The sequence below is a fragment of the Pseudomonas sp. H1_A03 genome (genome assembly GCF_054685145.1).
The window spans coordinates 3,421,323-3,444,456 of the sequence record NZ_CP162829.1; the positions used below are offsets into that span (position 1 = coordinate 3,421,323).

General features: G+C 60.2%; 20 protein-coding genes. 8 read left to right on the top strand and 12 right to left on the bottom strand.

All coding sequences use genetic code 11. The features are described 5' to 3' along the window. From AB4O35_RS15835 to copC, 7 genes are all read right to left on the bottom strand, one after another. Window positions 1–528 (bottom strand): TRAP transporter small permease, encoded by a 528-nt coding sequence (locus tag AB4O35_RS15835; RefSeq protein WP_065889242.1) that lies wholly within the window; start codon window positions 526–528, stop codon window positions 1–3. A gap of 63 nt (window positions 529–591) precedes the next feature. After that, a complete protein-coding gene (locus tag AB4O35_RS15840; RefSeq protein WP_049709053.1) occupies window positions 592–1,554 on the bottom strand; it encodes a TRAP transporter substrate-binding protein in 963 nt (320 codons plus the stop codon). A gap of 51 nt (window positions 1,555–1,605) precedes the next feature. Then, the gene (locus AB4O35_RS15845; protein WP_065872361.1) at window positions 1,606–2,481 is read right to left on the bottom strand and encodes an SMP-30/gluconolactonase/LRE family protein; all 876 of its coding nucleotides are present in this window, start codon (window positions 2,479–2,481) and stop codon (window positions 1,606–1,608) included. A 30-nt stretch (window positions 2,482–2,511) separates the two neighbouring features. After that, window positions 2,512–3,330: an NAD-dependent epimerase/dehydratase family protein gene (locus tag AB4O35_RS15850; RefSeq protein ID WP_065889244.1), complete on the bottom strand. Its 819-nt coding sequence runs from the start codon at window positions 3,328–3,330 to the stop codon at window positions 2,512–2,514. Between the two features lie 233 nt (window positions 3,331–3,563). Next, window positions 3,564–4,826 (bottom strand): OprD family porin, encoded by a 1,263-nt coding sequence (locus AB4O35_RS15855; RefSeq protein ID WP_065872359.1) that lies wholly within the window; start codon window positions 4,824–4,826, stop codon window positions 3,564–3,566. 238 nt (window positions 4,827–5,064) lie between these two features. After that, window positions 5,065–5,922, bottom strand: coding sequence for a copper homeostasis membrane protein CopD (copD, locus tag AB4O35_RS15860; protein ID WP_065880000.1), 858 nt, complete (start codon window positions 5,920–5,922; stop codon window positions 5,065–5,067). A gap of 3 nt (window positions 5,923–5,925) precedes the next feature. After that, entirely contained in the window at window positions 5,926–6,291 is a 366-nt protein-coding gene (gene copC / locus AB4O35_RS15865; RefSeq protein WP_065879999.1) for a copper homeostasis periplasmic binding protein CopC, read from the bottom strand. Between the two features lie 116 nt (window positions 6,292–6,407). Between copC and AB4O35_RS15870 the strand changes: the two genes are divergently transcribed. Further along, window positions 6,408–7,028, top strand: coding sequence for a TetR/AcrR family transcriptional regulator (locus tag AB4O35_RS15870; RefSeq protein WP_049709047.1), 621 nt, complete (start codon window positions 6,408–6,410; stop codon window positions 7,026–7,028). Between the two features lie 122 nt (window positions 7,029–7,150). Here AB4O35_RS15870 and preA read toward each other — a convergent pair whose 3' ends face one another. The 3 genes from preA to hydA all read right to left on the bottom strand — a co-directional run bounded on the left by preA (window position 7,151) and on the right by hydA (window position 11,393). Next, window positions 7,151–8,425: an NAD-dependent dihydropyrimidine dehydrogenase subunit PreA gene (gene preA / locus AB4O35_RS15875; protein WP_065889248.1), complete on the bottom strand. Its 1,275-nt coding sequence runs from the start codon at window positions 8,423–8,425 to the stop codon at window positions 7,151–7,153. Further along, a complete protein-coding gene (locus AB4O35_RS15880; RefSeq protein WP_065872394.1) occupies window positions 8,425–9,792 on the bottom strand; it encodes an NAD(P)-dependent oxidoreductase in 1,368 nt (455 codons plus the stop codon). Before AB4O35_RS15880 ends, preA begins: the two co-directional genes overlap by 1 nt. A gap of 161 nt (window positions 9,793–9,953) precedes the next feature. After that, window positions 9,954–11,393, bottom strand: a complete 1,440-nt coding sequence (gene hydA, locus AB4O35_RS15885; protein ID WP_065946142.1) for a dihydropyrimidinase — start codon at window positions 11,391–11,393, stop codon at window positions 9,954–9,956. Between the two features lie 591 nt (window positions 11,394–11,984). Between hydA and AB4O35_RS15890 the strand changes: the two genes are divergently transcribed. Continuing rightward, a complete protein-coding gene (locus tag AB4O35_RS15890) occupies window positions 11,985–13,472 on the top strand; it encodes an NCS1 family nucleobase:cation symporter-1 (RefSeq protein WP_065872354.1) in 1,488 nt (495 codons plus the stop codon). 133 nt (window positions 13,473–13,605) lie between these two features. Here the strand turns inward: AB4O35_RS15890 and AB4O35_RS15895 are convergent, their stop codons facing one another. Further along, window positions 13,606–14,538, bottom strand: a complete 933-nt coding sequence (locus tag AB4O35_RS15895) for an IS110 family transposase (protein ID WP_065945948.1) — start codon at window positions 14,536–14,538, stop codon at window positions 13,606–13,608. Window positions 14,539–14,968: 430 nt separating this feature from the next. Between AB4O35_RS15895 and AB4O35_RS15900 the strand changes: the two genes are divergently transcribed. From AB4O35_RS15900 to AB4O35_RS15920, 5 genes are all read left to right on the top strand, one after another. Beyond that, a complete protein-coding gene (locus tag AB4O35_RS15900) occupies window positions 14,969–15,883 on the top strand; it encodes a Fe(3+) dicitrate ABC transporter substrate-binding protein (RefSeq protein ID WP_371905391.1) in 915 nt (304 codons plus the stop codon). A gap of 2 nt (window positions 15,884–15,885) precedes the next feature. Next, complete coding sequence (gene fecC / locus AB4O35_RS15905; protein ID WP_065910899.1) at window positions 15,886–16,875, top strand: iron-dicitrate ABC transporter permease FecC; 990 nt, start codon at window positions 15,886–15,888, stop codon at window positions 16,873–16,875. Next, window positions 16,872–17,840 (top strand): iron chelate uptake ABC transporter family permease subunit, encoded by a 969-nt coding sequence (locus AB4O35_RS15910; protein ID WP_065874050.1) that lies wholly within the window; start codon window positions 16,872–16,874, stop codon window positions 17,838–17,840. Before fecC ends, AB4O35_RS15910 begins: the two co-directional genes overlap by 4 nt. Before the next feature lie 4 nt (window positions 17,841–17,844). Then, window positions 17,845–18,636 (top strand): Fe(3+) dicitrate ABC transporter ATP-binding protein FecE, encoded by a 792-nt coding sequence (gene fecE / locus AB4O35_RS15915; protein WP_065874048.1) that lies wholly within the window; start codon window positions 17,845–17,847, stop codon window positions 18,634–18,636. A 128-nt stretch (window positions 18,637–18,764) separates the two neighbouring features. Next, a complete protein-coding gene (locus tag AB4O35_RS15920; protein ID WP_065874047.1) occupies window positions 18,765–19,379 on the top strand; it encodes a TetR/AcrR family transcriptional regulator in 615 nt (204 codons plus the stop codon). Window positions 19,380–19,520: 141 nt separating this feature from the next. On the opposite strand, the gene AB4O35_RS15925 is transcribed toward AB4O35_RS15920, so the two are convergent. After that, window positions 19,521–22,271: a beta-glucosidase gene (locus AB4O35_RS15925; protein ID WP_065945305.1), complete on the bottom strand. Its 2,751-nt coding sequence runs from the start codon at window positions 22,269–22,271 to the stop codon at window positions 19,521–19,523. 509 nt (window positions 22,272–22,780) lie between these two features. Here AB4O35_RS15925 and AB4O35_RS15930 point away from each other — a divergent pair. After that, on the top strand, window positions 22,781–23,008 hold the full coding sequence (locus AB4O35_RS15930) for a hypothetical protein (protein ID WP_049712459.1): 228 nt from the start codon (window positions 22,781–22,783) through the stop codon (window positions 23,006–23,008). The last annotated feature ends 126 nt before the right edge of the window (window positions 23,009–23,134 follow it).

Sequence of the window (23,134 nt, forward strand, 5' to 3'; positions counted from 1 at the left end):
TCAGGCGGCCCCTTCGCTTTCTTCAACCAGGTCGAAGCGCACGACCCGACGGTTGCTCTGGTCACCGAGCAGGAGTTTTTCCACGACAAAAATCAGCGTCAGCAGCCCGCCAATCGGGATCGGCATGTAGGTGATGCCCACCCGCAGAGTAGGAATGGCGCTCATGAACTGGTTCCAGGTGGACAGGCACAGCTTGGTGCCCCAGATCGTCATGAACAGGCAGACCGTCGCCATCAGCAATTGGGAAAAAATGCTGACGAGGCGGCGTTGTTGCGCCGGCAAACGGTCAGTAACCATGGCCACCGACATATGCGCCCCGGCGCGGTAACTCGCGGCGGCGCCGATAAAGGTGAACACCAGCATCAGCAGGATGGCGGTAGGTTCCGGCCAACTGGAGCCGGTGCCGAGGACGTAGCGAGCGAAGATGCCCCAGGGGATGATCAGGGCGACCCCCAATACCGAGAGGCCGGCGACCCAGATGCAGGTCATGTAGATGCGGTCGTTGATGCGCAGCAGTAAATTCTTCATGGCGTTCACCGTAACCGGGCGCGTCAGTGCGGACCGCGCCTGGCCTTGCTAGGAGGAGGGGCGTTATTGAACGGCGTCGATACGCTTGATGATGTCGGCGTAAGGCGCGCCGTACTTCGCACGCACGGCGGCGGTGGCGTCATAGAAGGGTTTTTTGTCGACGGTGATGAACTCGACGCCAGCGGCCTTGAGCTTGGCTTCGCTGCTGGCGGACTTGGCGTCCCACAGCACGCGCTCGTCAGCCTGGGCGGCCTTGGCGGCTTTCTTGACCATGTCCTGTTGCGCAGGGGTGAGTTTGTTCCAGGTGATTTTCGACATCACGATGGGTTCAGGCAGGATCAAGTGCTCGGTAAGGGTGTAGAACTTGGCGTTCTGGAAGTGGTTGTGTTCCAGCATCGTCGGCGGATTGTTTTCCGCGCCGTCGATAACGCCGGTCTGCAGGGCGCTGAAGATCTCGCCGGTGTCCATGGCAATGCCGTTGGCGCCCATGGCATTGAAGGCGTCGATGAACAACGGGTTGCCTTGCACGCGAATCTTCATGCCCTTGAGGTCTTCGATCTTGCGCACCGGCTTTTTCGTGTAGAGGTTGCGTGTGCCGCCGTCCATCCAGGCCAGGGCCACCAGGCCGAACTCGGAGTCGGTGATCTTGGCGAGGATTTCATCGCCGATTTCACCGTCGATGACCTTGCGCATGTGCGCCTGGTCGCGGAACACGAACGGCAGGTTGAACACGTTCACGTCCGGCACTACCGGCCCGACGATGCCGAGGCTGACGCGGGTCATCTGGATGGCACCGACCTGAGCCTGTTCGACCACTTCTTTCTCGGAGCCGAGAACGCCGCCAGGGAAATACTTGAAGGTCAGTTCGCCGTTGCTTTCTTTGGTCAGGGCTTTGCCCATGTTCTCTTCTGCAACGACGGTGGGGTAGCCGGCGGGGTGGATGTCGGCGAATTTGATTTCCAGCGCGTGGGCGGCGCTGCTGAGGGTGAAAAATGCAGCGGCGAGCAAGGTGCGTTTGAAGTCCATGGGGTTTCATTCCTGTCTTGTTATTGTTGTATTCAAGTCACAGCGATGCAGCTAGAGGGTGAACGTGGGCTCCGGTAGACCGGTGATGCCTGGGTTGAGGGCAAACACGCCGCCGGACAGCGACTGCTCACTTTGGTCATCACGGATCGAGGTGACGAACAGGGTGTCCAGGCGGCTGCCGCCAAAGGCGCACATGGTGGGTTTTTTCACCGGTACGGTGAGGGAGCGATCGAGGCGCCCCTCGGGGGTGAAACGGTGGATAAGCCCGGCGTCGTTGGCGCAGATCCAGTAGCAGCCGTCGGCGTCCACCGCCGCGCCATCGGGGCGGCCGAGGTGTTTGTGCATATCCACGAACACGCGGCGATTGGACGGCGTGCCGCTGTCGATGTCGTAGTCGAACGCCCAGATCTGCTGCACCAGCGGGTGCGAGTCCGAGGCGTACATCGTGCGGCCGTCGGGGCTGAAGGCCAGGCCGTTCAGGGTCATGAAACCGTCCAACTGAGCGTGGGGCGCCAGGCCTGACGCGTAGCGGTAGAGGACGCCCTCGGCCGCGTTCAAACCCATGTTCAGCACCATGCTGCCGGCCCAGAAACGACCCTGGCGATCACAGCGGCCATCGTTCAGACGCATGTCCGCGCGTGGGTGCGTAACACTCGCCAGCGGCGTGGTGTCGAGGCTGCCATCGTTGTGAGGGGTGAGCTGGAAGAAGCCGGTTTCCATCCCGGCAACCCAGTTGCCCGCATCGGTGCGGGCGATGCAGGCGAGCATCTGCGGGGCTGTCCACGCAGCGATATGCCCAGTGGCGGCGCTCCAGCGTTGCAGGCCGCCGTTGGGGATATCCACCCAGTACAGGGCGTTTTCCTCGGGGACCCACACCGGGCATTCGCCCACGGCATTGCGCGCATCGACAATCAGTTCAGCGGTCATGGCAACTCATTCCCTTGGGTGGGTGTGCGCTCAGTCACCGAACGGCCCAGCAGCGCAGAATGCGCCACCCTGGTAGACCTTGGCCGGGTCGTCGGCGGCGACCGGTGGCTGGGTTTCGACCTGGGCGCGGAACACTTCGGAGCTGTCTTTGGGGACGAAGCCCAGGTGCGCGGCGTAGCGGTTGTCCCACCAGGTGTCGAGGTTATCCGACATGCCGTAGACCACGGTGTGGCCGACGTTGGGTGTGTACAGCGCGCGTTCGAGCAGTTGGGTCAGGTCGTCGAAGCTCAGCCAGGTGTGCATCATCCGGCGGTTCTGGGGTTCCGGGAACGAGGAGCCGATGCGGATGCTGACGGTCTCGATGCCGTAGCGATCGAAGTAGAAACTGGCCATGTCTTCGCCGTAGGACTTGGACAAACCGTAGTAGCTGTCTGGACGGCGAGGGGAGTGGGCGTCGATTTTCTCGCCTTGTTTATAGAAGCCGATGACATGGTTGGAGCTGGCGAAAATCACGCGCTTCACACCGTGGCGGCGGGCGGCCTCGTAGATATGGAAAATGCCGCTGATATTGGCGCCGAGGACTTCTTCGAACGAACGCTCCACCGAAACGCCGCCGAAGTGCAGGATCGCATCGACGCCTTCTACCAAGTGGTGCACGGCTTGTTTGTCGGAGAGGTCGCAGGTTTGCACTTCTTCGGACGCGTCGGCAGCCGGGGCCATGTTGGCGATGTCGGACAGGCGCAGCACGTGGGCATAAGGACGCAGGCGTTCACGCAGGACTTTGCCCAGGCCGCCGGCGGCGCCGGTGAGTAGCAGGCGGTTGAAGGGAGCAGGGGTGGTCGTGGTCATGGGGATTCCAAATTTTTGTTGTAGGTTGTCATATGACTATGTCGAAGTATTGTGAGTGATCCCCCAGGTTGTCAACGTCCTTCCGGTCAGGTGATGGCCAGAATGTGGGAGCGGGCTTGCTCGCGAATACGGTGTGTCAGTCGACTCATTCGGGTCTGATATACCGCATTCGCGAGCAAGCCCGCTCCCACAGGGGGGTTGTGTTGGCTGCCAGTCTGGGTCCGACGCGAAACCTACAACAGTGAGATGGGATAGCTGACAAAAATCCGGTTCTCATCAAATTCGTTATTGCTGAAATCCCGACGCATGGTCGAGTTGCGCCATTTGACGTTGAGGTTCTTCAGCGCGCCGCTCTGTACCGTGTACGCCAGCTCCGATTCCCGACCCCATTCCTTGCCATCGGTGATCGCCCCGGTGTGCACGTTACTGCCGCTGATATAGCGGTTCATCATGGTCAGCCCCGGGAGGCCGAGCACCACGAAGTTGAAGTCATGGCGCACCTGCCAGGATTTTTCCTTGGCGTTGTCGTAGCTGGCGTTGTAACTGTCGTTGGCCAGGGTGCCGCCGCTGGTGCCGTTGATCCGCATCCACGCGCTGTCGCCGGTGAGTTTCTGCAGGCCCACGTAGAAGGTGTTGCCATTGTATTTGGCCGAGAGCAGGGCGAAGGCGGTCTTGTTGTCGAGGTCGCCAGCCAGGGCGCTGCCGTCTTCCTTGCCATTGAAAAAGCCGAGGTTGGCGCCCAGGGTCCAGTCGCCCACGGGTTGGCTGTGGGTCAGGTTGAAATATTGTTGCTGGTAGATATCGCTGAGTTCGGCGTACCACACGCCGACCTGGGTGCGTTTGTCGTTGAACGTGTACTCGCCACCGCCGAAGTTGAAACGGTCCGAGGTGAACGCGGCTCTGCCGTTCATGAACATGTCTTCCATGCTCGCGTCGTTGCGCGGGCTGTTGCCGCGGAACTGACCGCCGTAGAGGGTCAGGCCGGCGATTTCGTTGGAGGTCACCTGGCCGCCGCGAAACGTCTGGGGCAGGGAGCGACCATCATCGGAGCGCAGGATCGGCAGCACGGGCATCCATTCGCCCACCTTCAATTCCGTCTTCGACAGCCTGGTTTTCAGCGCCACGCCCAGGCGCCCAAAATTATCGGCGGGGCGGCCGTCATCGTGGATCGGCAGCAACTGGGTGCCGCCGGTGCCTTTGCCGCCATCGAGCTTTTGCGAGTACAGGCCCAGCACGTCAATCCCGAAGCCGACCGTGCCTTGGGTAAAGCCGGATTTGGCATCGAGAATGAAGCTCTGCGTCCACTCTTCGGCTTTGCCCTGCGGGTTGGTCGGGTTGGTGAAGTTGCGGTTGAAGTAGGCGTTGCGCAGGTTTAGCGTGGCTTTGGCGTCGTCGATGAAACCTTCGGCCTGGGCATTGAGGGGTAGGGTGAACGCCAGGCTGCTGAGGCCGAGAAGGCCGATACGTGCGCAGGAATTGCGGGCGAATTGACTCACAGTGAAGCTCCCTTCTATTGTTGTTTTTATTATTTGTCATACGTTGTCGTACAACATTGGGCGGGATATTTGCGGGGATTTCGTGCCGTGTCAAGCGGAAGTTATACGATGACCTGCCGTGATCTGGTCGAGAGCGGGCACAGTCAATGTGGGAGCTGGCTTGCCTGCGATGCAGGCGCTGTGGTCTGGCAGGAGGACCGCAGCGATGCCATCGCAGGCAAGCCAGCTCCCACATGATTTAGCCTGCGATGACCATCGGCGGCAGGGTTCCGAGGAGGGAGACAGCGGCTACCGCTGAAACACCTAGTAACCATTCAATCATCACACTGGCCTTCAAGGCGCCCAGTCGCTGTTCGCAATGCTCAAGACGCAATCGATTCAGCAACGCCAGGGCCAACATACCTAACACTAACATCACCTTGATCAACAGAATCAGCGCAAACCCGCTGAACAATGGCGTCGGCCACAGCTGCCCGGTCAACACGCGCACATTAATCAACCCGGTCACCAGCAAACCGGCAACCAAGCCATAACCCACGCCGCTGAAACGCCGCAGGACTGGCTCCAGCGCAATACCTTGCGGTTGCCGCAGGATCAGCACCAGCACCAGCAACCCCCCAAGCCACGCGCCCACGCAGACCAGGTGCACCACCTGATTAAGGATCAGCAATTGCCCGCTGAGCCCATCCAGCATGGCGCCATGACCCACAGGGGCGAGGGTCGCCAGCAGCAATGCGGTCAACGGCAGGCGCAATAGCGGCCAGGGTTTGATCAGCACCATCACCAGCAACAGGTTCAGCAGCAAATGCCAGACCCACACCTGGCCAAAAAAGGTTTTGCCCAGCACCAACTGGAGGGTGGCCGGTTGCAACGCCGCGTCCCAGCTGCCCGCCATACTGGCGGTGATCAACAGCAACCAGGCGACGCCGGAAAACAGGCCCAACCCAGCGAGGCTGCGGATGATACGTTCGAGTTGCCGGTCCAGCACCGGTTGCGGTTCAGCGCCCAATAGCCAGGGCCTGAACGCACAGGCCCCGAACATCAGCAACACGACGATGAAATGCAGGAAACGGCACAGCACCAGCAGGGTCGCCATGGGTTATCGGCCGACCTTGAAGCTGTATTCGCCATTGCTCTTGTGGGTATCGACCGAGACGGCGTTCCACACCACTTTGTAGTTACCAGCAGCGAGTGGGGCGGCAGGCGTCACTACCAGGGTTTTCTTGTCGGCGTCCGGGGTTTCCAGGCCCTTGATGGCGATTTCCGTGCCGTCCTTGCTCAGGGACACCTTGGTGAAGGTGGCCTCGACGCCTTCACTGAAGGTCAGGCGCAGAGCATCGGGGGCGGCGACGGTGCTGTCGGCGGCGGGTGTGGCGCTTTTCAGGTGAGCATGGGCAAACGCTGCCGAAGCCCCCAGTAAGGATGCGAGCAGGGCGACGGAGGTCAGGGTTTTCTTGATCAACATTGTTCAATACCAATCAATGGGCAGGAGCAGGCAGTGTACGAAGTTTCGGTTCAGCCTGTCGCCCCGATCTAGAGCGGATGGTAGTCTTTGGGCTCTCTCGTTGTCAGGGAGCCCTCATGGGCAATCACAAGATCGGAATTCGTCGGGTCAACGTCGAAAAAATCCTGCTGGCGGCGGAGAAAATCTTCGCCGAAAAAGGCTATGGCAGCACCGCCATGGCGGATATCGCCGAAGAAGTGCAACTGCCGCGCTCCAACCTGCACTACTACTTCACCACCAAAAGTGAGCTGTACAGCGCGGTGCTGTTCGACCTGCTGGAAGTGTGGAAGCAGGACGCCCTGAGCTTCGAGACCTTTGATGACCCACGGGTGGTGCTCAGCAGTTACATCCGCGCCAAGATGCAGCGCTCGCGCACCCGGCCGTATGGCTCGAAAGTCTGGGCCAATGAAATCATCCACGGCGCGCCGACACTCGGTGAGGCGCTGGATGAAAGCCTGTACGACTGGGCCAAGATGAAGGAAGCGAAGATTCGCCAGTGGGTGGAGGACAAACGCATCCTGCCAGTTGAGCCGTCGAGCCTGCTGTACATGATCTGGGCCTCGACCCAGCACTATGCCGACTTTGATCATCAGGTGAAGATCCTGAATGATCACCAGCCGTTGTCGGATATGCAGTTCGAGAAGGCGATACAGACGGTGACGGGGGTGATTCTGCGGGGGATAGGGTTGGAACCTTGAGCTGTGCGGTGAGGCTTAAGGCCTCATCACAGGCAAGCCTGCTCCCACAGTTGAGCGCATTCTTCCTGGAGGAATGCAATCGAATGTGGGAGCTGGCTTGCCTGCGATAACGATCTAGAGAGCTACACAGCCTCGCGATAGGGATTCCTCGGATCCTGCGTCCAGTTCAAATACGGCTTGCCCGAGTCGATCGGCACCATCTCGATGCAGTCGGCCACCGGGCAGGTGATCTGGCACAAATTGCAGCCCACACATTCATCATCGATCACTTCGTACTTATGCGTGCCATCCGCCAATTTCAAACTGGCAATCGCCTGGTGCGACGTATCCTCACAGGCAATATGGCAACGTCCGCAGCCAATACAGGCTTCCTGATCGATCTTCGCAATCACCTGATAGTTGATATCCAGGTACTTCCAATCCGTCGTATTACCCACCGCGCGCCCGGAAAACTCCTGCAGGCTGGCGTAACCCTGGCTGTCCATCCAGCGCGACAGCCCGTCCTTCATCTCTTCCACAATCCGAAACCCATGCAGCATTGCCGCCGTGCACACCTGCACCGCGCCACAGCCCAGGGCAACGAATTCCGCCGCGTCGCGCCAGTTGCCGATGCCGCCAATGCCGCAGATCGGCAGGCCCTGTGTCTGCGGGTCACGGGCGATCTCGGCGACCATGTTCAGCGCAATTGGCTTCACCGCTGAACCGCAGTAACCGCCGTGGGTGCTTTGCGTGCCGACCACTGGCAGCGCGACCATGCGTTCCAGGTCGACGCTGGTGATGGAGTTGATGGTGTTGATAAGCGACACCGCATCCGCGCCACCGCGATACGCCGCGCGCGCCGCCACGCGAATGTCGGTGATATTCGGCGTGAGCTTGACGATCACCGGCAGCGAGCAATACGTCTTGCACCAGCGCGTGACCTGCTCCACATACTCCGGCACCTGGCCGACCGCCGCGCCCATGCCTCGCTCGGGCATGCCGTGGGGGCAGCCGAAGTTCAGCTCAATACCGTCGCAACCGGTGGCTTCTACCAACGGCAGGATGTTTTTCCAGGATTCCTCAACGCACGGCACCATCAGCGACACGATCAGCGCGCGGTCGGGCCAGTCCTTTTTCACCTGGGTGATTTCCCGCAGGTTGATCTCCAGGGAGCGGTCAGTGATCAGCTCGATGTTATTGATGCCCAGCACTTCACGGTTGGCGCCGTAGTGCGCCGAGTAACGTGACGACACGTTGACCGCCGCCGGGTCTTCGCCCAGGGTTTTCCACACCACGCCGCCCCAGCCGGCTTCAAAGGCACGGACCACGTTGTAGGCCTTGTCGGTGGGCGGCGCGGAGGCCAGCCAGAACGGGTTGGGGGCTTTGATACCGGCGAACACAATCGAGAGATCGGCCATTACGCAGCCTCCACATTCAGCATGAGTTGGGCGTGCATGGCTTCAGCGGCCAGCTTGCCGTGTTGCACTGCCTGCACGGTGAGGTCCTGGCCGAGGCTGACGCAATCGCCGCCGGCGTATACACCGGGAATGCTGGTGCGCAGTTGTTCATCGACGAAGATTCTTTCACCGACACGCTGCAGTTGCTGGGCCAGCGGATCGTGCAGGGCCTCGCTGTCAAACCCTTGGCCGATGGCCTTGAAGATTGCATCGGCGGCCAGTTCGAAGGTTTCGCCGGTAGGGTGCAGGCGGCCGTTTTCCAGGCGCGTGCGCTGGAAGCGCATGCCGCGCACGTGGCCCTGCTCATCCAGCAGCACTTCTTCAGGCTGGGCCCAGGTCAGCAGGCGGACCTGGTTGGCTTTGGCGATGTCCTGTTCGTGGTGGGTGGCGCCCATATCTGCCAACCCTCGACGGTAGACGAGGTTCACATCACGAGCACCGAGGCGGGCCATTTGCACGGCCATGTCGATGGCGGTGTTGCCGGCACCGAGCACAATGCAGCGGTCGGCCAGGGGCAGTTGGGTCAGGTCGTCGGCTTGGCGCAGCTCGCGGATGTAGTCGGTGGCGGCAAGCAGGCCGGGCGCGTCCTCGTGGGCTAAACCGAGCTGTTTACTGGCGGCCAGCCCGAGGCCGAGGAAGACTGAGTCGAATTGCTGGTGCAGGTCGCTCAAGGTCAGGTTGTCGCCCAAGCGCTGGCCGTGGCGGATCTCGATGCCGCCGATCTGCAGGAGGAAATCCAGTTCCTTCTGCGCAAAGTCATCCACCAGTTTGTACTTGGCGATCCCGTATTCATTCAGGCCACCGGCTTTTTCCCGGGCTTCGAAGATCACCACGTCATGGCCGTGCAAGGCGCTGCGATGGGCGCAGGCCAAGCCTGCCGGCCCGGCGCCGACCACGGCGATGCGTTTGCCGGTCGGCGCGGCGCGGTGGAAGGGGTGTTCGCTGAAGTGTGCGTTGTCGATTGCATAACGTTGCAGCAAGCCGATCAGCACCGGGGCGCATTCTTCGGCGTTGTTACGCACGCAAGCCTGCTGGCAGAGGATCTCGGTGGGACACACCCGAGCGCAACTGCCGCCAAGGATATTGGCCGAGAGGATCTTCTGCGCGGCGCCTTGCACGTTTTCGGTGTGGATATTGCGGATGAACGACGGAATGTCGATTTCGCTGGGGCATGCGTTCACGCACGGTGCGTCGTAGCAATACAGGCAGCGCGAGGCTTCCAGTTGGGCCTGGCGGGCGTTGAGTGGTGGCGCCAGGTCGGTGAAATGGCTGGCGAGCGTGGGTCCATCCTCAGCGGGATGGGGGAGGTGGGTCAGGGTCTGGATCACGGTGTTGGCCTCACGGTAGTTGAGGTACTGCCTCTGATGGGCATTGGTTTTTTGTTGTCTGTGCTGGCCTCTTCGCAGGCAAGCCAGCTCCCACATTTGGTCGGGTTCACACAGTTCAAATGTGGGAGTCGGGCTTGCCTGCGATAGGCCGAAGGCCGCTTTCAGCGTTTCACAGCAGTGGGCTTGGAATACGCCGCCCGCTTGCTCAACTGCTCAAACACCGCCGGATACGCCGGCCGCTCCACATACCGCCCGGCACCGCGTTCGGCGCGCAGGTCGCCATCGGCCCAGACCAGCTTGCCCTGGCTGATGGTATGGCTCGGCACGCCGCGCACGGTCTTGCCTTCGAAGATGTTGAAGTCGACTTTCTGATGATGAGTCTTGGCGGAAATGGTCCGTGTACCCTCGGGGTCCCACAGCACCAGATCCGCATCGGCGCCCACGCGGATCGCGCCTTTGCGCGGATAAAGGTTGAAGATCTTCGCGGTATTGGTGGAGGTCAGCGCAACGAACTCCTGCATCGACAGGCGCCCGGTGTTGACCCCCTCATCCCACAGCAGCGCCATGCGGTCTTCGATACCGGCAGTGCCATTGGGGATCTTGCTGAAGTCGTCACGGCCAGCGGCTTTTTGCTCGGCGCAGAAGCAGCAGTGGTCGGTCGCGGTGGTGTGCAGGTTGCCGGACTGCAAACCATGCCACAGCGCTTCCTGATGCCCGCGCGGGCGGAAGGGTGGGCTCATCACGTAGCCGGCGGCGGTCTGCCAGTCAGGGTGCTGGTAGACGCTGTCATCCAGCAGCAAGTGGCCGGCGAGTACTTCGCCATAGACCGGCTGGCCTTTGCTGCGGGCGTAGGTGATTTCATCCAGCGCTTCCTTGGTGGACACGTGCACCAGGTATAACGGCGTGCCGATGGTTTCGGCGATGCGAATGGCGCGGCTGGCCGCTTCGCCTTCTACCTGGGACGGGCGCGACAGCGGGTGCGCTTCTGGCCCAGTGATGCCCTGGGCCATCAGCTTGCGTTGCAGGTGGTAGACCAACTCGCCGTTCTCCGCATGCACCGTGGGCACCGCGCCCAGTTCCAGGCAGCGCTCGAAGCTGGCGACCAGGGTGTCATCCGCTGCCATGATCGCGTTTTTGTAGGCCATGAAGTGCTTGAAGCTGTTGATGCCGTGGTGGCTGACCAGTTCGGCCATTTCCTCGCGCACCTGCTCGCTCCACCAGGTGATCGCCACGTGGAAACCGTAGTCGGAGGCGGATTTTTCCGCCCAGCCGCGCCACTGGTGAAACGCTTCCATCAAGGGTTGCTGTGGGTTGGGAATCACAAAGTCGATGATCGACGTGGTGCCCCCCGCCAGGCCTGCCGCCGTGCCACTGAAAAAGTCTTCACTGGCCACGGTCCCCATGAAGGGCAATTGCATATGGGTATGGGGGTCGATGCCGCCGGGCATCAAGAATTGGCCGCTGCCGTCGAGTGTTTGAGTGCCTGCGGGAATCTCCAGATTCGTGCCAATGGCCCGAATGAGACCGCCTGCGCATAAAACATCGGCGCGGTAACTTTCATCATGGGTAATAACGGTGGCGCCACGGATCAACAGCGACATGTCGAGTTCCTCACAGGCTTGACCGGCTTGTGCCAGTTCTAAGTGTTGTAATGCTGCTTACCGATGGCGGGGTGATTCCTGTCATCGGTGACAGGAATAGAAACTAGCCCGAGTTTTTCGATTGGGCAAGAAGATTTTTTATAAGCATATATCCATGTTAAGTTATTGATTTATATGTATAAAAAACATAAATCACCAAAATGTAGCGCTCGCTCACCATTTTGACGCACTTGACAGGTTCTTAAATTGAGCAACATTTCTTATTGCAAATCAGACGCTTGAGATATGCCTCTTGACGGGGGTGGGAAATAAAAATAATTGTGTTGCACCAGATTGAGTCCTGAAGGTTCGGACAACTTTCGCATTGTTTAGCCTGAGCAGTGCGGCAAGTACCGAGGGATAAGTCGGAAAGCTGATAAACATCAGCACGTTATATAAGCCGTGCGGGTTCAAGGTGGGTTGTCGGCACGGATATTGAGTGCAGTGGCGGCTGGCCGGACCCGTGATGTCATGTTGTTTACGAGGTACTCCGGCCATCCAGCGCACAGCGCTGGATGAGCAAAAATAATTCGAAAAAACCGTGGAGCGGCCATGCAACAGAACAGATCGCAAGTCATTGAACGCAACGGCCTATACGAGCTAGACGCCGGCCCCGACGTCCTCGACAGCCCTCGCTATAACCACGACATGGCACCGACCAAGGTGCACGAACGCACTTGGAACAAGTGGCACATCACCGCGTTGTGGGTCGGCATGTCGATCTGCGTGCCCACCTATACGCTGGGTGGGGTGCTTACCGCGTATTTCGGGTTGTCGGTGGGTGAAGCGCTGATGGCGATCCTGCTGGCCAATATCGTGGTGCTGATCCCGTTGACCCTCAACGCCTTCCCTGGCACCAAGTACGGCATACCGTTTCCGGTGTTGTTGCGCTCATCGTTTGGCATCCTCGGTTCGAATGTGCCGTGCCTGATCCGGGCGCTGGTGGCGTGCGGCTGGTTTGGTATCCAGACGATGTTTGGCGGGCTGGCGATTCACCTGTTCCTGGGCTCGATTTTCGACGGCTGGAAGTCCCTTGGCGGCACCGGTGAAGTGATCGGTTTCATGATTTTCTGGACGCTGAATCTATGGGTGGTACTGCGCGGCGCCGAGTCGATCAAACGCCTGGAAACCCTGTCGGCACCGCTGCTGGTGGCAGTGGGGATTGGTCTGCTGGTGTGGGCGATGCCTAATGTGTCGATCAGCGAGTTGATGGCGATCCCACCCAAGCGCCCCGAAGGTGCGAGCCTCACTGGTTACTTCATGGCCGGCCTCACGGCGATGGTGGGTTTCTGGGCGACGTTGTCGCTGAATATTCCAGACTTCAGCCGCTACGCCAAAAGTCAGAAAGACCAGATTCTCGGGCAGATCTTCGGCCTGCCGCTGACCATGTTCCTGTTCGCCTCCCTTGGCGTGATCATGACCGCCGCGTCGGTAAAACTGGTGGGTGTGAGCGTGTCCGACCCGGTGACCCTGATCGGCCATATCCAGAGCCCGGTGTGGGTCGCCGTGGCGATGGCGCTGATCATCGTCGCGACCTTGTCCACCAACACCGCCGCGAACATTGTTTCACCCACCAATGACTTTCAGAACATCGCGCCCAAGCTGATCAACCGCACCACCGCCGTGATGCTCACCGGTCTGGTCGGGTTGGCGTTGATGGGGCATGAACTGCTGAAGAAGCTCGGGCTGATCGTTTCCGATGTGAGCCTGGAAACCGTCTATTCCAATTGGTTGCTGGGTTATTCAAGCCTGCTGGGACCGATCGCCGGGATCATGGTGGTGGACTACTTCATCACGCGAAAACAACAGCTCGATCTCGCAGGGCTGTACCGCGATGACGTGTACCCGGCGTGGAACTGGAGCGGATTTATCGCGTTTGGCGTCCCGGTGGTGCTGACCCTGCTGTCGCTGGGCAGCGATGCATTCAGCTGGTTCTACAGCTACGGCTGGTTTACCGGATCGGCGCTGGGTGGCGTGTTGTATTACGGGCTGAATGCCAAGCGTGGTGTCAGCCCGGCCGCAGTGAAAACACCGCTGTAAATAAGTTGAAATGCAATCCAAATGTGGGAGCAACTGTCTTGATGGTTTTCATCAAGCCATTTTTTCCAGAGGCGGCAACGCTCCCACGGCTGTACTCCGTGTAACTGCTTTAGGAAATAGCTACCGCAGGATTTTAGGCGGCGTGCTCTTTCCATTCAGATCCATCACGGATCATTGCGTTTAGGCGTACCAGCAAAACACGCATACACGCGATGAGTGCCACTTTGGCGCATTTTCCTTTCTCGCGCAGCGCCTTATATCGCGCGGCAAACTCAGGCTGAAACCGGATCACTGACCAACAGGCCATATACAGTGAACGCCTCGCGGCGAACCTGCCGCCGCTGATATGACGCTTGCCTTTGTGCTTGCCGCTATCGTCGTTGTAGGGCGCAGTGCCGCTCAATGCTGCAATCTGATGTCTACCCACCTCGCCTAGCTCCGGAAGATAGGACATCAAGCTGGCCGCTGTAACAAGTCCTATGCCTTTGACTGAGCACAGAAGAGCTACTTTTTTACGATCCAGACGTTCTGTACTTTGGCGGATCAGGCTTTCCAGCTCCTTCAGCACTTTTTGCAAATAGTCGATATGACTCTGCAGCGCAGGCTTGACCACGTCAGAGGAGGCCGTTTTAAGCCGCCGTTTGTCGTCATCTCTTTGCTGAACAAAGTGCTCTCGCTGTTGGACTAGGGCGCGCAAATCATCCTGCTCGGCGCTGGTAACCCGGCTATCGGGCGATTTGATGACCGCTGCGAACTGCGCAAGAAGGCGTGCATCTATCGGATCGGTTTTGGCTTGTTGCCCCATAGCCCGGGCAAAGCTTTTGGCTCGGCCAGGGTTGATCCGTATGACTTCAAAGCCCGCAGCTTGAAGCGCTTTCATGACTTTGCGCTCGTAACCGCCAGTGGCCTCCAGCAACACTCGACCCACGCGATGCAGGGTTAGCCATCCAATTAACCCAGGAAAATCACTCTGCGAATTGGAACAACTCATCGCTACATCCAGTTGATCAACCCGAATCTCGAGGCTACCGCTGGAGACATCAATACCTGCTGGATAGGAAAACATAGCCAAATCCTCTTACACTCAAGGTGAGAGCGCTCTGGCTTGGCCCACGCTTGTAACTGTTCGAGGTGGGCTCGTTCAACTGTTCGGGCTCAATGACCAGAGTGGAGAGGTGAGTGACAGCATGGGCTCCCACACGTGCTTTAAGCACTTCGGGCATTCAGCTTGTCACTCACCGCTCTCACCTTCAGTTTAAGCCTGGTTCAAGACACAAGCGGGCTTGCTCGCGAAAGCGGTGGCCCAGTTGGAACATCTTCGACTGACCCTCCGTATTCGCGAGCAAGCCCGCTCCCACATTTGATCGGCGGTATCGGCGGGGATCACCTTAATGAGAATGTTTTTTGATCGCGCCGCCCCAATATGGAATAGTACCCGCCGTTTTCCCCAACAGGTCTAGCTGGGGTGTTCCAACGCCGAGGTCCTTGTCATGCGAATGTTGCGCTCCATCCCCACCGTTGCCGCCTGCCTCTTGGCGTTCTCTTCAAGCCTGCTGAGCGCCGCCCCGATCGACCTCAATGACGGCCAGCACGCGGTGCATCTGCCGGACGCGCCCAAGCGTGTGGTGGTGCTGGAGTTTTCCTTTCTCGACAGTTTGGCTGCCGTTGACGTAACGCCCGTTGGCGCCGCCGATGATGGTGATGCCAACCGCGTGTTGCCCCGTGTGCGCCAGGCTATCGGTGAGTGGAAGTCCGTAGGCCTGCGCTCGCAGCCGAGCATCGAGGAAATCGCCCGGCTCAAGCCCGACCTGATCGTCGCCGACCTCAATCGCCACCAGGCGTTGTACAGCGACTTGGCGAGCATCGCGCCGACGCTGTTGTTGCCCTCGCGTGGTGAGGATTACCAAGGCAGCCTGAAATCTGCCGAGCTGATCGGCAAGGCGCTAGGCAAGAGCGCGCAGATGGAAGCGCGTATCCAGAAGAACCGTGAAAACCTCAAAGCCATCGCGCAACAGATTCCCGCTGGCGCCAGCGTGCTGTTTGGCGTCGCCCGTGAAGACAGCTTCTCCGTGCACGGCCCAGACTCCTACGCAGGCAGCGTGTTGCAGGCCATCGGCCTGAAAGTCCCATCGGTACGCGCCAACGCCGCGCCCACCGAATTTGTCAGCCTGGAGCAACTGCTCGCCCTCGACCCGGGCTGGTTGCTGGTCGGCCATTACCGTCGCCCCAGCATCGTCGACAGCTGGAGCAAGCAGCCGTTGTGGCAAGTGCTCAGCGCCGTGCGTAACAAGCAGGTAGCCGAAGTCGATGGCGACAGCTGGGCGCGCAACCGTGGCGTGCTGGCCTCGGAGCAGATCGCCGAAGATGCGTTGGCGATTCTTAAAGGCGGCAAAGCTGTGTTGAGCCAGTAAGCGTGCAACGCGGTTTTGCGGCGGCAGGCATTGTATTGCTGGGCGCGTTGTTGTTCTGGCTCTCGCTGTACAGCTGGTCGCCGTTCACGCTCACGGCGGCGGACGCGTGGAATGGGCTGTTCCATCAAGGCAGCGTAGGCGGCAACATGGCGTATATCGTCGCCCAGTTGCGCGTGCCGCGTGCCGTGTGTGCCGCCTTGGTCGGCGCCTGCCTGGGCCTGGCCGGCGCGCTGATGCAGGGCATTACGCGCAACCGTCTGGCCTCGCCGTCCTTGTTTGGTGTGACAGCGGGCGCGGCGTTGGGCTTGGCCCTATTTTCCACCGGCCTGGTCGCGCCGCCGTTTGCCGGTGGTGCATTGTTGATGACCTGCCTGGGCGGCGCGTTGGCCTGGATCACGGTATTCAGCCTTGGCGGCGCCTGGTCGCCGACCACGGCCCAGGGTCGTCTGGTCTTGGCCGGCGTTGCGGTAGCGGCATTGTGTGCGGCACTGACCCGGCTCACGGTGATTCTGGTCGAGGCCCAGGCGCAAAGCGTGCTCAACTGGCTGGCCGGCTCCCTGGCCAATGTGGGCGCCGCGCAAGTGCAGTTGCTCTGGCCGTGCACCTTGATTGGCGGGCTGTGGGCGCTCTGGTGTGCACCGCGCCTGAACCTGATCAACCTTGGCGAAGACGCCGCACGTTCGTTGGGCGTGGGCATCGCCAGCCTGCGTTTGCAGGTGTTTATCGCCAGCCTGTTGCTGGTGGGGGCGAGTGTCTGTGCCGTGGGGCCGATCGGTTTTGTCGGGTTGATCGCGCCGAATATTCTTCGCCAGTTCCTCGGTAATGACTACCGCTGGCTGATCCCGCTGAGCGCAGCGTTGGGCGCGGTGATCGTGCTGGGGGCTGACCTGCTCAGCCGCGCCGTGGCTTTCCCGGTGGAAACGCCGGCTGGCGTGGTCACCGCGTTGATCGGCGCACCGTTCTTTCTCTTTCTTGCCAGGCGCGCCTTATGATCCGGCCACGATTACGCCTATGGCTGCTGCTCGGCCTGTTGCTGCTGGCGACCTTCGTCAGCCTCAGCGCCGGCACCCTGTGGCTCACGCTCGACACCGTGCTGGACCGCCTGCTGGCCCACGATGCACTCGACTTCGAAGTATGGAACCACCGCCTGCCACGCAGCCTGATCGCGATCCTCGCAGGTGCAGCCTTTGGCCTGGCCGGGGCGATTGTGCAGGGCGTGATCCGCAACCCGCTGGCTTCGCCGGAAATTCTCGGCGTGACCCAGGGCGCGGGGCTGGCGCTGACCGTGGTGATCATCAGCTGGCCGCACTTGCCAATTGCCTGGCTGCCGCTGGTGGCCTGTTTGGGCGGGGCGGCTGGCGCGTTGCTGCTCGCGCTTTACAACACCGGGGTGAGTTTTTCCGGGGTGCGCTTTGCGTTGTCCGGGGTGGCGATTGCGGTGACCTTATCCAGCGTCACCGAGTTTCTGATCCTGTCCCACCCGCTGGATATCAACACCGCATTGCTCGCGCTGACCGGTAGCCTGTGGAGCCGCAATTGGCACCATGTGGCGCTGCTGCTGCCGTTCCTGGTGTTGATCCCCGTGGGCCTGTGCCTGGCCAAGCCGCTGAACCTGGTCGCCCTCGGCGATGAGGCCGCCCACAGCCTCGGCACGGCACTGAACCGCACGCGCTGGCTGGCAATGGCCTGCGCGGTGCTGCTGACCAGCCTGGGCGTGGGCGTGATCGGGCCGATTGGGTTTATCGGCCTGGTCGCACCGCATATGGCGCGGCGGTTGGTGGGCGGGCATCACCAGTACCTGCTGCCGGCGTCGATGCTGATCGGTGCACTGTTACTGGTGCTGGCCGACACGTTGGGACGCACGTTGATCGCGCCCAGCGAAATTCCCGCCGGGGTGCTCACGGCGGTGATTGGCGCGCCGTATTTTCTTTGGTTGCTGGCACGGTTCAAGGGCTGATGACATGAGTATTCTTCAAGCACATCAACTCGATATTGGCTACGGCGCGACACGCATCGTGCAAGGGTTGTCATTCACGCCACCCGCCGGAAAGGTCACTGCGCTGATCGGGCCGAACGGCTGCGGCAAATCCACCTTGCTCAAGGCCTTTGCGCGCATCCTCAAACCGACCCAGGGCGAATTGACCCTGGATGGCCAGGCCTACGCCGGCCTGTCCGCCCGCCAATTGGCGCGGCAGATTGCGTTTTTGCCTCAAGTATTGCCGGTGCCGGAAGGTGTCAGCGTGCGCCAATTGGTCGCCTATGGTCGCAGCCCGCACAACTCATTGTGGGGGCGCCTGAGCGGCAACGATCAATCCCATGTGACCCAGGCCATGCAACGCCTGGAACTGGACAGCCTGGCCGACCGCGCCCTGGCGGATCTATCCGGTGGTCAACGCCAACGTGCCTGGCTGGCCATGGTGTTGGCGCAGAACGCGCCGGTGGTGTTGCTGGATGAGCCCACGACCTACCTGGACATCAGCCACCAGGTTGAACTGCTCGACTTGATGGGCGAACTGGCCGCTGAAGGGAAGACGGTGATTACCGTGCTGCACGATATCAACCAGGCTTGCCGTTATGCCGACCACCTGGCGGTGATGCACGGTGGCAAGCTGGTGGCCGACGGCGCGCCGGGGGACGTGATCAGTGCCGAGCTGATGCGGCAGGTGTTTGAGGTGCAGGTGCAGATCATGAACGAACCGGTGTCGGGCACGCCCATGTGCGTGGTCGAAAAAAGCACCCGCCATTCCGCCTGACGCAAGGGTGAGGTGCAGCGCTTGAACCTGTTGGGCTGCCGCTTGATCGAACGGGAGAGCACCTGAGCTTTATTTGCGGCTCAGGGCCGATTTGGATACGGTGCAAGCCTGCCCACAAGGACGTCCTCATGAAAGAACCCGCCCCCAAGACCCGTCGCGCACCCAAAGGTGAAAAACGCCGCGAAGAACTGCTGGACGCAGCCTTGCAGGTGTTTTCCCTGGAAGGTTACAGCGGCGCCTCGATGGCCCAGGTGGCAGCGATTGTCGGCATTTCAGTGGCCGGCCTGCTGCACCACTTTCCCAGCAAAATTTCGCTATTGATGGGCGTGTTGCAGCGTCGCGACGAGGTCAATCAACGGATTGCCGACGAAGTGCGAGCTGAAAAAACCCTCAATGGCTTGCTCGGCAGCCTGCGTGCCATTAACCGCTCGAACGCCACGGCACCGGGGGTGGTGCGGGCGTTTACGATTCTGAATGCCGAAAGTTTGCTGGACACCCACCCGGCGTGGACGTGGTTCCAGGAGCGCTATGCGGCGATTCATCAGCGGATGCAGGGGCAGTTTGCCGACCTGGTGGCGGCGGGGGAGGTGCGCGGTGATGTGGACATCGCCGGGCTGGTGGAAGAGATTCTGGCCATGATGGATGGGTTGCAAGTCCAATGGCTGCGCTTTCCCGAGCGGGTGGACCTGGTGGCGCGTTTCGATACCTACATTGCGCGGGTCGAAGCGGCCATCAGAACCTGAGTCTCATGCGCCTGATGCATGAAGATCCAAATGTGGGAGCTGGCTTGCCTGCGATAGCGGTAAGTCAGGCAGCAAATGTACCGACTGAAACTCCGCCATCGCGGGCAAGCCCGCTCCCACAAAAAGCACTCCTCTTATCTGTTAGTTAGCGGTGGCACTGCCCTGGCTGCTGTCATCGCTCATGTCATAGCCATCACCGTCGCTGGTGCCGCTGTCACCTTCATTCTGATGCAGCACGCCACCGGTCTTCACCGTCGATTCACGCAGCGTCGAATTGAGCGCTGAGCGCGGCAGCGGGTTGCTGGTGGTGGTCGACAGTTCCTGGCGGAACGGGTTGACCAGCTTGGCGTTCAGGCGAATATCCTGGGACGACGCCCCCACCGACAGGTTGAAACTGTCCGCATCCACCACCCATTGCTTGCTCGCCACGTCGTAGTAGGCCAGCGAGCGGTCGTTGAGCTCGATGGTCACGCGCTTGCTCTCGCCGGGCTTCAAGAACACCTTCTTGTAGCCCTTGAGTTCCTTGATGGCGCGCTCCACTTTCGGGTTGTTCTGGCCCACGTACAACTCGGCGACCTCGGCGCCTGCCACCTTGCCGGTGTTGGCCAGGTCGAACGACACCTTGATCGGTGCACCGGCCACCGCCACCCCAGGGGTCACGCTGATGTTGCTGTAGCCGAAGGTGGTGTACGACAAGCCATAACCGAATGGGTAGAGCGGCTTGATGCCTTTTTTCTCATAGCCGCGATAGCCCAGGAACAGGTCATCCTTGTAGCTCATCTCGGCCAGGGTTTCCTGGTTGTCGAATTTTGGGAAGGTCGCGTAGATCGGGTTGTCTTCGATGTTGCGTTCGATACTGATCGGCAGCTTGGCCGACGGGTTGACCTTGCCCAGCAGAATCTCCGCCAGGGCCTGGCCGCCGTTTTGCCCAGGGTAGAACGCATGCAGCGCGGCCGGTACCTGGTCGATCCAGTCGCTCATCTTCAAACCGGTACCGCCGTGCAGCGTGACCACGGTGTTCGGGTTGACCTTGGCGATGCTCTGGATCAGCAGGTTCTGGTACTCCGGCAAATCGAAGCTGTGGTCGAAGCCTTCACCCTCGTATTCGTTGCTGTTACCGGCTGCCACCAGCACGGCGTCGTACTGCGCCAGATCCTTGGGCGCGACCAGCGAGGCCCAGCTCATTTGCACGCCGACCAAGCCGCCCATGGTCGAGAGGTAGCCGTTGCGACGCGAGTATTCCAGCTTGATATCGACGGGTTTGCCGGCCTCCAGGTTGACCTTGGCAAACACCGAGATGGTCGGCGGGATGCTGTTGTTTGGCAGCGGCTTGCCGTCGCCGTTATCGAGGACTTTCTTGCCGTTGACATAGAGGCGCACCGCACCGTCGGCGCGGATCTTGAACACCTGTTCGCCGCTGACGGCTGGGGTGATCTGGCCGCTGTAGCGAATCGAAGTGGCGGCGGTATCGCCGTTCACCGGCAGGCTGTCGGTGGACCAGTCCAGGTCGACATGCGTGTCAGTGCGGCTGGCGGCCGGGTCACCGGACCAGTTGGTGTTGCTGAAGAACTCGGTCTTCAAGCCTTTGGCGCTGTTGCCATTGCTGTCGGCATGGGTCCAGGTCGAAGTGGCCGGGTCCAGGGACAGCCCGTCGATGAACTCGACCTTGGCGCCCGGCGCCAGTTGCTGCAGGCCGCTCAGCTCGCTGATGTAGTTAGCGGCCATGACGTTGGCACTGCCAAAACCGGTGGGTGGCGCGTACTTGGCCAGGGTGCCGACCACGGCGATGCGCTTGACCTTTTTCGCGTCCAGCGGCAGCAGGTTGTTCTGGTTTTTCAGCAGCACGATGCCTTCACGGGCGGCGTTCAGCGCTACGCGATTGCTGGTGGCGCTGTTCATGTTGTGGCTGGTCAGCGGTGCCTTGCTGTCGAACTTGTACAGGTAGATCTGCTTGAGAATGCGGCGCACCTTGTCATCGATGGTCGCGCTGCTCAGCTCGCCGCTGTCCAGGTACGGCTTGAGGATGGTGCTGTTCATCTGGTAGCCCATCATGTCCAGGTCGGTGCCGGCCTGTGCCGCTGGCAAACCGCTGACCACAGCGTTGTAGTCACTCTGCACGAAGCCGGGGTAGCCCCATTCGGTTTTCAGAATATCGCGCATCAGGTGCTTGTTCTGGCACGCGAATTCGCCGTTCACCTTTTGGAACGCGCACATCATCATCGCGACTTTGCTGTTCTTCGAGGCGGACTCGAACGGCGGCAAGGTCATTTCGCGCAGCACGCGCTCGCTGATGATTTCATCAAGGTGGAAGCGGTTGCTTTCCTGGTCGTTGGCGGCGAAATGCTTGGCATTGGCCCACACCCCGCGTGACTGAATACCGTTGATCAACGCCGGCCCGAGGCTGGCGCCGAGGAACGGGTCTTCACCGGACAAATACTCGAACGCACGGCCGCTGTATGGCATGCGATACAGGTTCACGCCGGGGCCGGTGACAAACTGATAACCGCCGCTGGCAGTGTCATAACCCAGGGCACGGCCCAGGTCGATGGCGCGGCGCGGGTTCCAGCTGGCGGCCAGGTTTGGCCCGGACGGGTAGACCACGCCTTGTGCGTTGCCTTCGCTGGTGTAGCGCACACCCACGCCGCCATCGGCGCCGTGAATCTGCGGGACACCGTACTGGGTCAGCGGCTTGACATCCCAGCCACCGGTGCCGCCGATGTAGGCGAGTTTTTCTTCCATGGTCATCTTGGCCAGGGTTTTGTCTGCGGCGTTTTCCGCACGGCTCACACGACCTTCATCCAGGGCAGGGCTGGTCGCCGCGTGCACCTGGGACACGGCCAGTGCCAGCAGGGCGAATGCCGACTGTGCACCGATCATTTTGCGTTTATTCATGGGTCTCTCCGACAACTGTTCAGTAAACATGGCGCGCCGAGAAGTGCGGGTTGCTGTGCACGCTCGTCACTTTTTTCTGGGCAATAGTTACCCGTGATCGCAATTTTTAACCGATGGCTAATTGCAACTATTTGGCGAATTACGCAGTTTTATAAGTGTAATAATTGTAGTGGTTATTGTTGTAAGTAGTGTCTAAGCGATATCACGAGATGGCATTTTGAACCGCGAAAACCGCATAATTAAGGCAATTCTTGCGGTTATAAGTCAAACGAAAGCTAATTTTTGCGTGAAATAAGAAATAATTTCTTACGTTTTGGAACTTGTGTTAAACCTACTAGTCGATTGGTTTAAGGAAATATGTCGTGGCATGGCTAACTAGTGGCATTGCTCGGTAGTTCTAAAGTGCCATGTCTTATACAAGCTGTAATACACACTGCTTTGGTGTAGGGTCTTGATCGAGTTCAAGGCGCCACTTGGGCTATCTGCTGTTTTTGATCTGGAGAAAGTTGATGAAGATTTCCTTGCTGGGTGCCGGTGTTGTACTGAGCGTCGCGCTGAGTGGCGCGGCGATGGCGGCTGAGTCCACGGACGCTGATGCGACATCCGGGGCCACCGATTCCACCGTGCTGACCCAGGCCCACGACGCCAAGGCGGCAAAAAAACAGAAGGCTGAAACCACCAAGGGTGGCCGGCCGCTGAACAGCAGCCAGACGACCGCGCCGAAAACGTCCAACTGACGGGAAAACGCGGACTCCTGTGGGAGCGGGCTTGCCCGCGATAGCGGTGTATCAGCCAGCATATTCGGCCCTGATCCACTGCCATCGCGGGCAAGCCCGCTCCCACAAGGGGTTTACACAGCCCTT